This window comes from [Scytonema hofmanni] UTEX 2349, assembly GCF_000582685.1.
In the GTDB taxonomy this organism is placed as follows: domain Bacteria; phylum Cyanobacteriota; class Cyanobacteriia; order Cyanobacteriales; family Nostocaceae; genus Hassallia; species Hassallia hofmanni.
Window position 1 is genome coordinate 908580 of the sequence record NZ_KK073769.1, and the last position, 15036, is coordinate 923615.

A 15036-nucleotide genomic window follows, 5' to 3' on the forward strand; every position below is an offset into this window, starting at 1 on the left:
ATGAGAACCACTTATAAAGATTTTCTAATTCGTAACTGGGAACAAAGCGATCGCACTCCCGCATCTGAAATTATTCGCTCTGTATTATCAGAATACGGTTTGGGCTGGGAGCCAAACGGTGCAGATCGAGATGTGTTGCAAGTCGAAGAATGCTACTTAGAAACAGGTGGCGAATTTTGGGTAATTGAACACCTCGCATCCACCAAAGATTCAAGTGAAATAACAAATCTTCAAGCCTCCGAAGGGAGGCTTCGTTCGTTTAGCCGCGACTTTAGTCGTCAGGCTAATATAATTGAACACCAAAATCAAATAATAGGTACTGGTGCATACTACCCCATACATCGTGGTGAAAAAGCCGTAGAAATCAGGAAAATGTACCTTTTACCCAGCGCGAGGGGTTTAGGATTGGGGAAATATTTATTACAACAGCTAGAAAAAGCGATCGCTTCCCGTGGTTTCCAGCAAATTTGGATTGAAACCGCCAGCGTATTAGCCGAAGCTGTCAAACTGTATGAAAACAACGGCTATCAACCAGCAACCGGTGTAGAAACCGCAAGATGCGATCGCGTTTACGTTAAAAATTTATCCCCTCTTTTTTAAGCATCAGTACCCGCTAACACCATGCCAGGTAGAAAACTTGCCATATATTTCTCAGCACCTTTGGGATCGCTTAGTAATAGTGCGGAAACCTGTATAGCTTGTTCCCCAGGATAAACATCCTCCACACCGTCAATAACTGCTTGGAGAGCAGCCCTGGCGACTTCCCCAGGTGCTACCTTGGGATTGGGCCATTCCTTCGCTAAATCAGTATCCACAGTTCCAGGCATCACGCTAACTACCAGGGTATCCTGTGCTGCAAGCTCTGCCCGCACGCCTTGAGTCATCGAGATAGCAGCAGCTTTAGAAGCGCTGTAAGAACCACTGAACGGCAAATTTACTTTTCCCAGCAGTGACAAAACATTGACGATCGCACCCCCACCATGTTCTTTGAGAATAGGTGCAAAAGCACGACACATAGACAACATCCCAAAGTAATTGACCTCCATTTCTGCTCGCGCACTATCGATATCTGATGCAGCAATCAGTCCCTGATTGAGAGAGGTTCCCGCATTATTAATTACAAGAGTAACATCTTGACACTGAGTTGCAGCAGCAGTAACTGATTGAGGATTCGTTACGTCCAATTCAATTGGGAAAACGCGAGCAGGATCAACTGAAACCAGAGGGTTGAGTTTGCCAATGCTACGAGCGCAGACATATATTTTTGCTACACCCAAATTCAATAATTGCTCTACAAAGTGAGAACCGATCCCACCATTTGCACCTGTGACTAATGCAACTACACCGTTAATTTGCATTGGAGTTCTCCTTAAGGTATTTTGCCATATGTTCAACACCAGCAATTTTGGTTTTGGTGTCTTCAACGAGCCGATAAATTATAATATGCAAGGGTTAAAAGTTACCAAATGGATACTAACATCAAAAACTATTCCTGCCCTGTAGAAGTAACGATTAAAGCGGTTGGTGGTAAGTGGAAATGTCTTATCCTTTGGTGGCTAAGACGGGATGCGAGGCGTTTTGGTGAGTTAAAGTTATTAATTTCTAACATTAGCCAGAAAGTCTTGACTCAACAATTGAGAGAATTAGAAAAAGAGGGTTTAATTTACAGAGAATCATTCCCAGAGTCACCACCTCGTGTAGAATATGCTCTCACTCCTCATGGTCAAACTTTTACTCCCATCACCGAATTAATGTGCGAATGGGGGAAAGTACATCAAGTAGGGTATCAATTTAGTTACTGTCGCTTGGAAAACACGAAAATTTTAGTTGTATCTTCTGATGCTACAGCTCTTTGCACCAGTCTTGAAGAACGCCTGGGTGTAGCGATCGCTGTAACAAATATTCACGAGATACCCGATTTACTCAATCGGGTTCAACCCGATGCTATGCTAATCGATTTAACTTCCCTAAATGACAATGAAGCTCATTTACTGACAACTCAAGTCAAACTCAAACAAGTTGAGCAAAAAATGGCAATGGTTGCGATCGTTCTTGGTAATAATTCTGGAGAACGTGGGCGAGCATTTAAAATGGGGTTTGCTGTTCATATTCCCAAACCCGTTGAAACTATAGAAATGGTGTCCACCTTGGCTAGCTTAATTGTGAAAGATGTGTAAAGGTTTGGTTTAAACCCGGTAGCATCGGAATTAATAAATTAACCGCAGATCAACACAGATGAACACGGAGTTAGAGGATGTTTGAAAAGTCCTTAATGATGCATCAAATCAAACCAGCACGTTGAAATACTTCATTGGGAGTAATTTTTAATCCTGGTAGCAAATCATCGCTAATTAGTTGATTGTCTCGATAGGTGATAGGAACAGAAGCGGGTGCAAATATAGTAATGGTTCTGGCTTTTGTATCTACAACCCAAACACGAGAAACACCAGCTTTGATATAATCGGCAGCTTTTTCGCTCATCTCGCCAAAAGTTTGACCGGGTGAGATAATTTCAATAACTAATTCTGGAGGAACAGGACAAGCTTCGTCTTGTAACCAATCAGCAGGAAGCAGATCGTAAGAAACATAGGTCAAATCAGGTACAGGAAGCCAATCTTGTTGATTTGGTGTTAATTTGATTGCCCATTCAATTACAACCCGTCCCCTTTCTTGTGCCCATGCAGACAATAATATAAATAATGCACCAGTAGTCGAGCCATGAAAAAATTTGGGAGACATTTCTTCAGTTTTATATTTGGGAACAGCTTCACCGTTAACAAACTCGTAGGTAACATCACCTTCGGGGAGGGCAAGAAATTCTTCCAAGGTTAGGTGTTGATTAGGGGACTGAACCATATTTAGTTAAGATGGAAGGGATTTTATTTTAAGTTTAGGCGATCGCGTTTATGTTAAATTACTCCGGCACAGTTAGGAGTTATATCATGGGAGCGCAAATCACACATACTGTAGAGACGTTCCCCATACCGTAGAGACGTTCCGACGGAACGTCTCTACGACAGTTGTAATGCTCCATATATAATTGACGGGCTACTACTCTTTTATCGTTAACTTTCTGTTACAGTAATTTTCGCTTATATTTATCACAAAGTTACGTTTATTTATGCCCACTTATTTAGTTATCTAATAAATGAGTAATTTTATCAAAGGCTTACTCAGGCTCTTTCTTGAATCCAATTGTCCTCTTTGCCAGCGCCAAACAAACGAAGAATTTTGTCAATACTGTCTTAAACAGTTACATAGCTGTCACTTAGCTAATCCTAATAGCCGTTGGCAAGAATCAATACCAGTTTTTGCTTGGGGTAAGTATAGCGGTTCTTTAAAAAGAGCGATCGCTGTCATGAAATACGAAAATCAACCTCAAATCGCTCGCCCTTTGGGACAATGGTTAGGCGAAGCATGGTTAAATTCCCTCTCTACAAACCGACGCTTAATAGTTGTTCCTATTCCACTTCACCCCAGCAAGCAAAAAAAACGCGGTTACAACCAAGCCGCGCTCATAGCAGAAAGCTTTTGCCAAACAACTGGGTTAAAATTGAAACAAAATGGTTTGGCAAGAATACAAGAAACTGAAGCACAATTCGGTTTATCTCCTCTTGAGCGAGAAAAAAACTTAGCAAAAGCTTTTGGTTTAGGGAAAGATTTTTCTCAGTGTCGTCCAGATGTGCCAGTATTGTTAATTGACGACATTTGCACTAGTGGTGCTACTGCTAAATCTGCGGTGGAAGTACTTCATCAATGTGGAATTGCCGTAGAGGGAATAGCAGCGATCGCTACTCCTGTAAAAGAAAGATAAACAAAGAATATGTAGGCAAGCTATGCTTGAGAAATCTATAATTAACCAGATTATACTGTTTTTGTGGGAACACTGCTGGGAATGAGAAGTAAAGCTTTCGGGACAAGTTTGAGGCAAGTAATAATTGTTCCTGCTACATTGCTGGCAATTGGTATGAGTACAACAGCAGCTTTTGCTCAAAATAAGTTGTATACTCCTATACCTTTACCTAATAGCGCGGAAATTTCTGATACGCTTTCAGATAAAGACATTCCCACCGGTCAAGGTGGCTTTGCCCGTGATTACCTTGTGAGACTGACCAAGGGTGATAATCTCGCAGTTGATCTGTCATCTGACAGCTTTGATGCCATCATCACCCTGCTAGCACCTGATGGATCGACAGTAGCAGAAAATGATGACGGTCCCGATGGTAGCAGTAATTCCCTGCTGTTCACCCGCATTACACAAACAGGAAATTATATCATTCGTGTCAGGTCTTTCGGAGAAACTGGAGTTGGCGTCTATAAACTGAAAGTGACAAAGTTGCAACCAATTAAATAGACATCTCCAGAATTTAATTATGCGTTGCCCTGAAACCCTCGTAGAGACGTTCCACCGGAACGTCTTTACATTATGCGTTGCCCGAAACCTTTTCGCAAAACCCAAAATCGTTCACAGTGCCGTTAGCATACAGAGAAATAAAGCTTCAGTCCATTCAACCACTGCACCGTATGTATCTCCTGTATGTCCCCCTAATTTGTAATTAAACCAAGCACCAGTCACAAAAGCGATCGCACTTCCTGTCAGTGTCATCCCTAATGCAAAAAGTAGGCGTTTGTCTGTTAAAATTTCTAAACCACTTAAACTCAACAGCAGCAATAATCCTGGTAAGCAATCTTTATAAGAACGAATTGCTTCTTTATGAAATGCACCTTTACCAGTTAATTTGAGGTAAGGATATTGAGCGATCGCCAAAATTTGACCCCAACGTCCCCATCCACAAGCAGCCATCAAAACTAACCAGCGGTTTTGGTGGATGTCTGTCAATGCGGTTGTTTTTAATAATAGCAAGGCGATCGCTGCCATTGCCCCAAACGCACCTGTCGCACTATCTGTCATCACCTCCAATCGTCGTTCTTTGTCACCTACCGCTAACCCATCAGCAGTATCCATTACCCCATCTAAATGCAGTCCTCCCGTAATCGCAATCCAAACACTGACAACTAAGGCACTACGAGTTAATACTGGCATACCCAGATAATTCATTCCAGTATCAAATAGCCCCAAAATTCCCCCAATCATCAACCCGATCGCCGGCGCAAAGCGTGCAACCTGGGAAAAGTCTAAATTGTCCAGATATGGCAAAGGTATCGCAGTATAAAATATTACGGAAGCTGCTATTTGGGACAAACTTTTTTTCCACCACTGCTCTTCATTGGTCATATTTGTTACCTTATTTCTCAGTCATTAGTCATTAGCATTTTTACAGATGACAAATAACAAAAAATAAAGCACAAATGAAGAATGAGGCTGAAAATTCCCGCACAGGGAGCAGCATCAAATTTTAAAGCTTAAAATAAGATTTACTAGCATGATAAATTCTCCCGGAAAATTTTGTTATCCTTATCTCAGTTCTTAACTAAAAATGCATAGCATAAAAATAAACTTCATAATTATTTCCCGAAGTAGCAATTTAATCAGTGGCAGTTCCGTTGTACCGATTTTTCACTAATAACTTATCTCAAATTATTAGTTACTCGCCCGACAAATAAGTTGATAATTATTTAAATGTAGGGTTTAGCTCTATCTGTTCAATTGACTGTTTAGCTGTGTTGTACTTCACCTTCGCGCACTCAAGCTATTTAATTATGAGCCACCATCTACCCGACACCAAGATCCCAGCACCGTGCATCATTAACACGGGCGTAATTGTAAATAAGCTCGATATACGACGATTGTTGACGGATTTAGGTCGCGTCCACTACATTTACACCCAAGATGGCAAATTGCAGAGCGAGGGTGACGGGGACGTAATGGAAGTGTTTGCGAATCCACGACGGTCTACACTCGTAGCTAACCATGCTCTTTATTTAAATGTTTCTAGCTTCGATTATTTGGAATTAAAACAGTCTCCGCAGCAGCAAAGCTTTTTTGATTTGGTGCAAGAAGGAACCTGTCTGCGACTTATTCCTTTGTCTACCCCTTTACAAGAGCGACGCGATCGCAACTTGAATGTCACCACCATTGAAGCCATGATGGAGCAGGTACTATCAGCTAGGTGGGATGCAGAAATTGACGATGACGGTTCTGATTCGTTTTAAAGTCAAGAGTCAAGAGTCAAGACTTAAATCCTCCTTGTCTCCTTGTCTCCTTGTCTCCTTGTCCCCTTGTCTCCCCATCCCCCCCTCTCCCCATCACCCCATCTGTTTTATTTTGAGTTCTACATTCTCTTTTCAATGCCTTGCTTGCTGTAGCCAGACAAAAGCGCGGGCTGGGGTGTTTTTTACGCCTCATGGTATCGTTGAAACTCCACGGTTTATGCCGGTGGGAACCCTCGCAAATGTCAAAACTTTGACACCTGCCCAATTAAAAGACACTGGGGCGCAAATGGTGTTATCAAATACTTATCATCTCCATCTGCAACCGGGTGAAGCGATTGTGGCTGGGGGTGGAGGGTTACATAAGTTTATGGGTTGGAATGGTCCAATGCTGACAGATTCTGGTGGGTTTCAAGTTTTCAGCTTGAGCGAAATGCGAAAAATCACTGAAGAGGGTGTAGTATTTCGTTCACCTCATGATGGTCAGATTATTAACTTAACACCAGAGCGCTCAATTGAGATTCAGAATACTCTGGGGGCAGATGTGATTATGGCGTTTGATGAATGTCCGCCTTATCCAGCTACTCGCGAAGAGGTGGAAGCAGCTACATCGCGTACTTATCGCTGGTTACAACGTTGTATTGCGGCGCATCAACGCAGCGATCAGGCGTTGTTTGGTATTGTACAGGGAGGCGTGTATTTAGATTTGCGTTCTCAGGCTGCTGTGGCTTTGGCTGAGTTAGATTTGCCCGGATATGCGATTGGTGGTGTGAGTGTGGGAGAACCGCCAGAATTAATTGCGAATATTGTCCAAGCGACAGCCCCACTTTTACCACCAAATAAGCCGCGTTATTTGATGGGTGTAGGTACTTATCGAGAGATGGCGATCGCCATCGCTTCTGGCATAGATTTATTTGATTGCGTAATTCCTACTCGTTGGGCGAGACATGGTACAGCGATGGTACAAGGCGATCGCTGGAATTTGAAAAATGCTAAATTTCGTGAAGATTTTACGCCATTAGATGAAACTTGTGGTTGTTACACTTGCCAAAACTTCAGCCGTGCGTACATATCTCATTTAGTGCGATCGCAAGAAATTTTGGCTTACACTTTGTTGAGTATTCACAACATCACCGAACTGATAGGTTTTACGCAAAAGATAAGAGAGGCTATTTTAGGCGATCGCTTCGCCACAGAATTCGCTCACTGGCTTACTCCACCAGATGGAGTGATGGGAGATGGGAAGATAGGGAAAGGTTATTACTAATTCCCAATGCCCAATGCCCAATGCCCAATGCCCAATGCCCAATGCCCAATGCCCAATGCACTAAGAATTAACAACGTCACCAATGCGTGTTAAGATACTTCTCAATTATGAAAGCTGTGTTGGATAGGTGGATTTAAACGAACATGGAAGCTGCACTCTTATTAGCAAAATTGCCGGAAGCGTACCAAATTTTCGATCCATTGGTAGACGTTCTACCAATCATTCCCGTTTTCTTTTTGTTGCTAGCTTTCGTTTGGCAAGCAGCAGTAGGTTTTAGGTAAGCTAAATATTTGGCTTTGGTGGTAACGCCACAATTGAGTTAAATTTTACGGGACAGGCATGTTGCCTGTCTTATTTTTTGGATCAGCATGTTTTATTAAATTTATATTTATTAATATTTTGTAATATTTTCATATAATGAGTTAAGATACCGAATCAAGCCAAATCAAGACTCAGCCTGAAAAATCACTAAACAGCAATGGGTAACATCAAATTCGTTAAAGAAAATAAAGAAGTAATAGCAGCAAATGGTGCTAATTTGCGGCTTAAAGCCATGCAAAACAATATTGATATCTATAAACTTATCGGCAAGATGACGAATTGTGGCGGTGGTGGTAATTGTGGCACTTGTATTGTTGAGATAGCCGAAGGAATGGAAAATCTTTCCCAGCGCACAGATACAGAAAACCGGATGTTGAAGAAAAAGCCGGAAAATTATCGCCTTGCTTGTCAAACTGTGGTTAATGGTGCAGTCAGCGTAGTCACAAAGCCGTGAACTACCCAACACTGACAGGAGTACCTGTACAGTGTGGGCTTCCAGCTTCACGGACAGTCGCCTCTACGGAGGTCTTGCGATCCCGCTTTGGTCTTACAGTCCACTTACCATAATTAGTTTCCCAATCATGCCAGAGGTGGGTCTGTCCGCAAGCTTTTGCTACATTACAGAAGCCAGATCCGGTATGCCCTACCGTACTGTTTCGACCATATATCTTGGTTTTCTGGTACTTGATGCTTAAAGATTTTACCCGTGCAAGCATTCCTGCACAGAACCCCCTATCTTCAGTTTTCAAGGTGCGATGCCTCTCGGCTCTGGGTTTTTAAAGTGGTTGAATACCCTACCCACTAAAATAATGATAGCATTTGTGAGTAGAATTTACTCACAAAATGGAAGAAGTTCGGTTAAACGTTAGACTACCAAAGGATGAGATGCAGATTTTGGAAAAGTACGCCAAGGAAACAAGACGAACAAAAACAGACTTAGTTCGTGAATGGATACGCTCATTAGAAAAGAAGGACTGCACCTAAAGGTGCTACGCATTCATCCCACGGCTAAAAGCCGATGGGCTTTCTGCTCCCAAATCTGTAAAATATTTGGGCTGACTCGGACAACTATAATGCTATTCTAAAGTTGTTAACTGGAAATAAAAGAGAGGCTATCTTGCCATGCAAGTTAATGAGCTTGGGTTCGTAGCGAGCATTTTGTTCGTACTAGTTCCCGCTGTGTTTTTACTGATTCTTTACATCCAAACTGCCAGCCGCGAAGGTGGAAAAGATAATTAATTTCGGTATAAAATAAAGAACCCCTGCACTTGTAGTGTAGGGGTTTTTATCGTCGCTTCGCTCCTGGGTGTGGGGTATAGGGTGTCGGGTGTGGGGAAAGAAATATAGAGTTATTTGAACAAATTTGTATTTTATTTCCATACCCTACACCCCACACCGTACCCCCTACACCCTGTTCAATTATGGTTAAGCTTCGGTTCTGGCTAGCAATACCGGACAAGTAGCATTAACACGAACGTAGTCAGATAAAGAAGAACCTATTAGTCTGTCTATATCTACAAAACTCTTGGCAATTGAAGGACGGCGATCAGGCGAACCGAGTAATAATAAGTCTATATTCAATTCTTCTGCCAAACGACAAATTTCTTCACCGGTTTTGCCACTACTACTGTAACAACGAACTGGTACACTAGATTTTTTCGCTTCTGCAACTGCTGCTGCTAAAACTGGATTTTTTTCGGAACTAACTTCGGTTATTTCCGATTGTTTGCCGCGTAAATCTGTATCAACATTAGCAAGAATTAACTGCCCGCTGGCAATACCTTGCAATAAGAATGTAGCCAATTTTAAACAGTATTTTGCAGCATCAGATTCATCCATTGCCACCATAATGCGCTTAATATTTTTGACATAAATGTCATCTTTTACCAGCAACATCGGACGAGAAGATAACTGAAAAACGTACTGACTAACTGAGTTCGATAAAATTGATTGCAGTCGCTTAAGTCCGCGTGAACCCATGATGATCAAATCAGCATCGATTTCATCAGCGACTTGACAAACTACATCTTTGGGATCTCCTTGCCGCAAAATTGAAGAAATCTGGCTAGGATCTAAGTTTAAAATTTGAATTGCATTAGCTAATATTCTACCACCTTCTTCCCACTTAGCTGTCATTGCTTCACTGCTCGTTTTCCCAGATACAACGTGCAAAACTGTAACTTTTGCCTTTTGGATGGATGGCAATTGTGTTAAAGTTTTTAACATTTCTTCAGCGTGTCCCAATCCAGAGACAGCGAGCAAAATTTTTTGGATCATGTTACCTTCTGTTGTTAAGTTTGCTATGGTTTTCATCGCTTTGCTCAACAACCTAGCAAGTAAATGGCTACAAATAAACTTTTGTAATTGTTTTTTAACTACATGACAAATATAAACAAGTTACATTTATTTGCACCAAGTTACTTAAATTATCATCTAGGCTCCTAAGGATTAAGCATACTTCCAATTTTGCACTTTTAAGTTAACTATTTATGATTATTTTTATTAGTTTTAATCTATGTTAATTATTCTTAATTAAAGAACGATTAAGTATTGCAAAAAAGTAGGATAAATAATGAATAATTTTTATCCGTTGAATTAAACCTCGTCTACCTTGAGAACCGTAGTTTTCTGCCAAGACTTAAATAGGTGCAACCGAAGCGTCAATTGGGACACATCTGAATAAGAGTGAAACTCCTTCTTTTCAACATGGACGACGATCATTTTGATTGGCTACAGGTTCAGCTTAATAATATAAATTTTTATTTAGCTCTAGTAAACTCTCCTGTTTACTAGTTCTTTTGTACTAAATATGTCCGTTTCCTTGGAGTGTGATAGTTTGGGGTGCGGAATAAGGGAACTATAGCGCTTCTCGTTTGAATCAAATACAGATTTATCTGCGTCCATCTGCGTTCATCTGCGTTTCCTTAATTCTTTGATGTATTGCACCCAACTGAGAAGCGCTATATTTATTACCCCTGAAGAAATCCAGGGTAACTAATTTATAATCCGATAAATTTTAAGTATTGCGAAAGTTTCACCTACTAAAATTAAGGATTTTTTTGCAAATTGAGTAGTGTATTGTAAATTTCAGCTTTTAATTTTTCATTACTTTGTAGGTCTCTAGTAATCTTGTTAAAATTATCAATGCTGAGACCATTTTGTTCAACTATTTTTTGAGAGCGATTACAATAATTTACCGCAATATCTCGCGCCTTATTTGGCAGACTGCTGAGGCTGTTGGAGTCGCTACAAACAATCTGGGGAATTTCCCTACCACCAATAAGTTTTTTAATTTCTTCAAATGCTTGGCGTCGCTCAGGTTCCATTGCTAAGACTGATTTGGCATAATTTCTAATTTCAGTTGGAGTTTGGGCGTCAACTTGGGAACTTAAGGCAAAAGCGCTAGAAGCAAGACCCACAGCGGCTATAGCGCCAAATAAAAACGATTTATCAAGCATTCGTAGCTTTCTTGGTCGAAAAAAGAAATAGGAAATAATCTTCATATGCGAGATGACACAGAAATACAGTAGGGACAACTTAATAACTTTGAATTATTTTATAAGTTAGAAGTTCCAAGAAAAGAGATAATCGATATATTTATTGGTATAACTGACATAGTTCGATAACTTTAGTTTGCAGTATTGATATCTCGGAAGCTCCTTGTTTGATACTAACTTCTAACTCTAGCAGTACGGGTAAAGTAGAAATAAGTTGTGGCAAAGAAACAGACTTTATTTCTTGCTGTAAAAAGTAAATACGCTTGGGATTGCCTATCTCAGCGGCTTGAGCGATCGCTTGTTGATTCCGTTCTCCACTTGAAATCATAATTTTTACCCACAACCATGTGCGAAATCGACTAATTAGTGTAGCCACTATCCGCAAACCAGGTTCAGAAGCATTCATCAGATCGGCTAACGTTATTAAAGCTTTGGCTGTGTCCCCCATAATGATTGCATCCGCCAATTGAAAGCTGTTGTGTGTAGTGTTTCTGACTAGCCGAGCAACTATGTCAACCTCTAAAGGCTGATTGCTGCCTTCAGTATAAAGCCGTAACTTCTCCAACTCATTGTATAGCAGACGTGTATCGTTACCTACAGACTCTGCTAAAAGTTCTGCACATTCGGGACTTAATTTCACACCAACGATTTCAGCCGCTTGATTCACTGATTGCAGCAGTAATTCCGTCTTCCAAGTTGGTATCAGCGGAAATTCCCGGAATTCTTGAGCATATTGTTTCAGCAATTTTGTCGATTTCAGGCGTTCATCTAGTTTATTGCGACTAGTGAGCAATAAAAATGAATCTTGGGGAATTACTGGCAGCGTTCTCTGTAATTCCGTGAAGACATTATCTGGGCAGTTTTGACTGATAGTAGTATTCATCAGCCATACCAAGCGTCCACCGGCACCAAAAGTTGGTGTCATAACTTGATTTAGCGCTATTATCGCCGCATCCGGCTGCTCTGGGGAAATTGTGGTGTAATTAAAACTGATCCAATTGGGATCGAGGATGCGCGATCGCAACATAGCGATCGCCTTTTCGATAGAAAAATCATCCTCACCCCAGTAAATGTAAACTGGCATAGAGCAACCTCAACTGAAAATATCATCGCTTCTGAGCGTGCAAGAAAAGCTAAATACTTTTTAAATCACAATAAAGTTCCCTAAAATCAATAAACGTGAGCGCGGGAGGCATCAAAGATTGGACGACAATTATCAAACTTACTTAAATCGGGTAGCAAGAATGACGCTGCCAGAAGCTTACAGATCCCAAATCCAGCATATCCAGGAATCTTTCAAATTTCAGCCGTATGTTGAGGGAGCAAGACAAGCTGTACCCTTTCCTGGATATACGATAATTACCCCACCGTCGGAGGAAGAATCGGAAAACTCTGCTTTCTATACCAAATTACAAACTTACCAACACCAACTGTTGCAGCTGCCAAAAAACCCTAATTTGATTGTTCCTGTACCTACTAGCAGCTTTCATCTAACTTTGGCAGACTTAATTTGGGATAGTGCTTACCGCGATGCCTGTGAAAAAAATCCCGAATTTGAACAAGAATTAAGCTCTTGCATTGCGGAAATCTTTCAGCAATATCAACAATCCATCACAAAAGGGAATAATCTGATTTGCTGGCAGATGTTAGGACTGATTATAATGCCAAGATCCATAGGCGTTTGTTTAGTACCCCAAGATGAAAACTGTTATGAGCAGATTATTAACTTACGCCGGACAATTTATCAAAATTCCCAGCTAATTGCTTTAGGCATTGAACAGCATTATCACTTTACAGCACACATTACATTAGGCTATTTTGGCGAGATATCGCCCGATTTAGACCGCATAAGTTTAAGTACAATGCTTTCTGAGTTAAATCAACAATGGTTAGGAAATTCACCAGAATTTTTGGTAAGTCGTGCCGAATTGCGAAAGTTTGACGACATGACACGCTATTATCGGCAACCAGACTCACCAGTTTTAGTTATTAGTCCAGGATAGTATTTAGCGAAAGGGGTAATATAGCAGCCTATCGCTCTAATCCAATACATGTAGAGACGTAGCAGTGCTACGTCTCTACAAAGTTTTGGATTTTATATATGTACTTCCTAAGGAGTGAAATCTGCTGTAATTCCTTTTCTAGTTCCCAGTCCCCAGTACAACACGGTGGAAATAAAGCTACCATTCACTCATCAACGAAAGGCTTGTTTTATAAGCTTTTTGACTTTTGACTTCCGCGAAGCGGTACTAGTCCCCAATTTTAGGAAGTACATACTCTAAAATATTTAAAACTTTTCCACTCAAATTTGTCTTCTTATATTCTCTAATAATTTTGCCCCCAAGCTTTTCCGGAATTCGACGGCTGGGAATATTCGCTTTATCAGCACAATAGACAAGGTGTTGAAAATCTAAGTTTTCCTCAGCCCATGTTTTAAGTCCGATGATAGCCTCTAATCCGTAACCTTTGCCATGTGCTGATTTCTTCAGCCAAATACCAAGTTCTGGCTCGTTACTATTTATTTCGTGGATTCCCGTACAACCTAAAAATTTCAAAGAATTTTTATTTAAAATAACAAGTACAAGGTTTTCACGTTTTTTTATTTCTAAGAGTGAGTCGTTAATAAAATTTTCTGTATCCGAAATATTTTTTGGCGGATTGGTATACATATAAGTAGTAATTTCTTGATTAAATTCCCGAAAAATATCTTCTTGATATTTCATTGAAATAGTTTGTAAGAATAAACGACTTGTAGATATTTCTAACTGTAATAGTTCCATTTTTCGGTTTTTCTCGCTTGACATTATTGAGTTGACTAATTAATAAAATCATTTATACGGCAGTATCAGGCGACGTAATTTTTACTAAAATAACTTTCAGTATTGAATTTTACCAAATCATGCTATAAATTCATCCAATCTTCAAAAAGAAAAAGTTCTAGACGCATCATCAATAAGCTAAAGTTTTGTTAAGATGCAAATGTTAGTAGTTTCTCAACGAAAAACATCAATCAGGATGTGAAGAAAGAAATAGCACTAACAAGATAGAGTTCAGGAGAAAAAGCAATGAACACCTACATTTTTTTTGACGACGCCCTCCATATCCTTGTCAACGCTTACTTAGTATCATCTGTATTGCTAATCGCAGCTTCTGGTATCGGGTTAGCAGTCATCGAAACGATTGAAAAATCAGGGGAACGCTAACCCCAATCCCTCTTGTAGACTTGTTTCTGACATCTTTTAGGTCAGGTGTTCACTACTGAGAATTCTTGGGAACACTAAGAACACGAAGGTTGAAATTAGTTATTTAAGCTACCTAAGTATTACATAGGAAAAAGGTAACGATATGGCTAGTCAGACCTAAGTAAAGAAACAAACTACAATGGGTTTAGTCAAGAAAATGTTTAGCGGACATACTCAAGTTCAAGAAGCATTCAGTCCAGCAGAAGCCTTTGCTGCTATTATGCTAGCGGCGATCGCCTCCGACGGTTATCTTTCCCAAGAAGAAGTAACACGTATTACAGCTACTCTGTCTGGGATGAAGCTTTTCAGAAGTTATCCCAATGATGTAATGAACAGGCTGTTTGACAAACTCCTGGGAATTCTCCAGCGGGATGGTATCAATAGTTTATTTGATACAGCTAAAGAATCTCTGCCCCCCGACTTACGGGAAGCGGCTTTTGCAGTAACTGCGGATCTAATACTAGCTGATGGTATCCTTACTGAAGAAGAAAATAGTTTTTTAAATGATTTATATCATGCTTTGGGTATATCAACGGACATTGCCATACAAATTGTGCAGGTGATGATGATCAAAAACCGGGGATAAAAATAGAAAATC

The 15036-nt window shown here is 40.4% G+C and carries 21 protein-coding genes; 13 read left to right on the forward strand and 8 right to left on the reverse strand.

Features of this window, described 5'->3' with window-relative positions; genetic code table 11:
• Positions 1–600: a GNAT family N-acetyltransferase gene (locus TOL9009_RS42745; protein ID WP_029637856.1), complete on the forward strand. Its 600-nt coding sequence runs from the start codon at positions 1–3 to the stop codon at positions 598–600.
• Here TOL9009_RS42745 and TOL9009_RS0134290 read toward each other — a convergent pair.
• Positions 597–1358 (reverse strand): SDR family oxidoreductase, encoded by a 762-nt coding sequence (locus tag TOL9009_RS0134290; protein ID WP_029637857.1) that lies wholly within the window; start codon positions 1356–1358, stop codon positions 597–599. The two genes, TOL9009_RS42745 and TOL9009_RS0134290, sit on opposite strands and share 4 nt — an antisense overlap.
• Positions 1359–1466: 108 nt before the next feature.
• On the opposite strand from TOL9009_RS0134290, the gene TOL9009_RS50250 reads away from it, so the two are divergent.
• Positions 1467–2177 carry a winged helix-turn-helix transcriptional regulator gene (locus TOL9009_RS50250; RefSeq protein WP_063628732.1) on the forward strand — a complete coding sequence of 237 codons (711 nt, stop codon included), beginning with the start codon at positions 1467–1469 and terminating at the stop codon, positions 2175–2177.
• Between the two features lie 103 nt (positions 2178–2280).
• Here TOL9009_RS50250 and TOL9009_RS0134300 read toward each other — a convergent pair whose 3' ends face one another.
• A complete protein-coding gene (locus TOL9009_RS0134300) occupies positions 2281–2856 on the reverse strand; it encodes a Uma2 family endonuclease (RefSeq protein ID WP_029637858.1) in 576 nt (191 codons plus the stop codon).
• 292 nt (positions 2857–3148) lie between these two features.
• Here TOL9009_RS0134300 and TOL9009_RS0134305 point away from each other — a divergent pair, with 292 nt between their 5' ends.
• Together TOL9009_RS0134305 and TOL9009_RS0134310 are read left to right on the forward strand one after the other, a co-directional pair.
• Positions 3149–3814, forward strand: coding sequence for a ComF family protein (locus TOL9009_RS0134305; protein ID WP_029637859.1), 666 nt, complete (start codon positions 3149–3151; stop codon positions 3812–3814).
• An 81-nt stretch (positions 3815–3895) separates the two neighbouring features.
• Positions 3896–4354, forward strand: a complete 459-nt coding sequence (locus TOL9009_RS0134310) for a PPC domain-containing protein (protein ID WP_029637860.1) — start codon at positions 3896–3898, stop codon at positions 4352–4354.
• A 111-nt stretch (positions 4355–4465) separates the two neighbouring features.
• On the opposite strand, the gene cobS is transcribed toward TOL9009_RS0134310, so the two are convergent.
• Positions 4466–5236 carry an adenosylcobinamide-GDP ribazoletransferase gene (gene cobS, locus TOL9009_RS0134315; RefSeq protein ID WP_029637861.1) on the reverse strand — a complete coding sequence of 257 codons (771 nt, stop codon included), beginning with the start codon at positions 5234–5236 and terminating at the stop codon, positions 4466–4468.
• Positions 5237–5661: 425 nt separating this feature from the next.
• On the opposite strand from cobS, the gene TOL9009_RS0134320 reads away from it, so the two are divergent.
• The 4 genes from TOL9009_RS0134320 to TOL9009_RS0134335 all read left to right on the forward strand — a co-directional run bounded on the left by TOL9009_RS0134320 (position 5662) and on the right by TOL9009_RS0134335 (position 8153).
• The gene (locus tag TOL9009_RS0134320; protein WP_029637862.1) at positions 5662–6114 is read left to right on the forward strand and encodes a hypothetical protein; all 453 of its coding nucleotides are present in this window, start codon (positions 5662–5664) and stop codon (positions 6112–6114) included.
• Positions 6115–6226: 112 nt separating this feature from the next.
• On the forward strand, positions 6227–7378 hold the full coding sequence (tgt, locus tag TOL9009_RS0134325) for a tRNA guanosine(34) transglycosylase Tgt (RefSeq protein WP_029637863.1): 1152 nt from the start codon (positions 6227–6229) through the stop codon (positions 7376–7378).
• A gap of 143 nt (positions 7379–7521) precedes the next feature.
• Entirely contained in the window at positions 7522–7659 is a 138-nt protein-coding gene (locus TOL9009_RS0134330; RefSeq protein WP_010995059.1) for a photosystem II reaction center protein K, read from the forward strand.
• 197 nt (positions 7660–7856) lie between these two features.
• Complete coding sequence (locus tag TOL9009_RS0134335) at positions 7857–8153, forward strand: 2Fe-2S iron-sulfur cluster-binding protein (protein WP_029637864.1); 297 nt, start codon at positions 7857–7859, stop codon at positions 8151–8153.
• 1 nt (position 8154) lies between these two features.
• Here TOL9009_RS0134335 and TOL9009_RS41445 read toward each other — a convergent pair whose 3' ends face one another.
• Complete coding sequence (locus TOL9009_RS41445; RefSeq protein WP_038298252.1) at positions 8155–8448, reverse strand: hypothetical protein; 294 nt, start codon at positions 8446–8448, stop codon at positions 8155–8157.
• A gap of 94 nt (positions 8449–8542) precedes the next feature.
• Between TOL9009_RS41445 and TOL9009_RS44105 the strand changes: the two genes are divergently transcribed.
• Together TOL9009_RS44105 and psbM are read left to right on the forward strand one after the other, a co-directional pair.
• Positions 8543–8683 carry a ribbon-helix-helix protein, CopG family gene (locus tag TOL9009_RS44105; protein WP_072022211.1) on the forward strand — a complete coding sequence of 47 codons (141 nt, stop codon included), beginning with the start codon at positions 8543–8545 and terminating at the stop codon, positions 8681–8683.
• Positions 8684–8821: 138 nt separating this feature from the next.
• Positions 8822–8938, forward strand: coding sequence for a photosystem II reaction center protein PsbM (psbM, locus tag TOL9009_RS0134340; protein ID WP_029637865.1), 117 nt, complete (start codon positions 8822–8824; stop codon positions 8936–8938).
• Between the two features lie 186 nt (positions 8939–9124).
• Here psbM and TOL9009_RS0134345 read toward each other — a convergent pair whose 3' ends face one another.
• The 3 genes from TOL9009_RS0134345 to holA all read right to left on the reverse strand — a co-directional run bounded on the left by TOL9009_RS0134345 (position 9125) and on the right by holA (position 12280).
• On the reverse strand, positions 9125–9976 hold the full coding sequence (locus TOL9009_RS0134345) for a universal stress protein (RefSeq protein ID WP_029637866.1): 852 nt from the start codon (positions 9974–9976) through the stop codon (positions 9125–9127).
• A 770-nt stretch (positions 9977–10746) separates the two neighbouring features.
• Complete coding sequence (locus tag TOL9009_RS0134350; RefSeq protein WP_242055403.1) at positions 10747–11157, reverse strand: DUF4168 domain-containing protein; 411 nt, start codon at positions 11155–11157, stop codon at positions 10747–10749.
• A gap of 139 nt (positions 11158–11296) precedes the next feature.
• The gene (holA, locus tag TOL9009_RS0134355; protein WP_029637868.1) at positions 11297–12280 is read right to left on the reverse strand and encodes a DNA polymerase III subunit delta; all 984 of its coding nucleotides are present in this window, start codon (positions 12278–12280) and stop codon (positions 11297–11299) included.
• Positions 12281–12398: 118 nt separating this feature from the next.
• On the opposite strand from holA, the gene TOL9009_RS0134360 reads away from it, so the two are divergent.
• Positions 12399–13199, forward strand: coding sequence for a DUF1868 domain-containing protein (locus TOL9009_RS0134360; RefSeq protein ID WP_029637869.1), 801 nt, complete (start codon positions 12399–12401; stop codon positions 13197–13199).
• A 246-nt stretch (positions 13200–13445) separates the two neighbouring features.
• Here TOL9009_RS0134360 and TOL9009_RS0134365 read toward each other — a convergent pair whose 3' ends face one another.
• Positions 13446–13976 carry a GNAT family N-acetyltransferase gene (locus TOL9009_RS0134365; RefSeq protein WP_029637870.1) on the reverse strand — a complete coding sequence of 177 codons (531 nt, stop codon included), beginning with the start codon at positions 13974–13976 and terminating at the stop codon, positions 13446–13448.
• 285 nt (positions 13977–14261) lie between these two features.
• Here TOL9009_RS0134365 and TOL9009_RS48130 point away from each other — a divergent pair, with 285 nt between their 5' ends.
• Together TOL9009_RS48130 and TOL9009_RS0134375 are read left to right on the forward strand one after the other, a co-directional pair.
• Positions 14262–14399 carry a hypothetical protein gene (locus tag TOL9009_RS48130; RefSeq protein ID WP_029637871.1) on the forward strand — a complete coding sequence of 46 codons (138 nt, stop codon included), beginning with the start codon at positions 14262–14264 and terminating at the stop codon, positions 14397–14399.
• A gap of 178 nt (positions 14400–14577) precedes the next feature.
• Positions 14578–15024: a tellurite resistance TerB family protein gene (locus tag TOL9009_RS0134375; protein ID WP_029637872.1), complete on the forward strand. Its 447-nt coding sequence runs from the start codon at positions 14578–14580 to the stop codon at positions 15022–15024.
• The last annotated feature ends 12 nt before the right edge of the window (positions 15025–15036 follow it).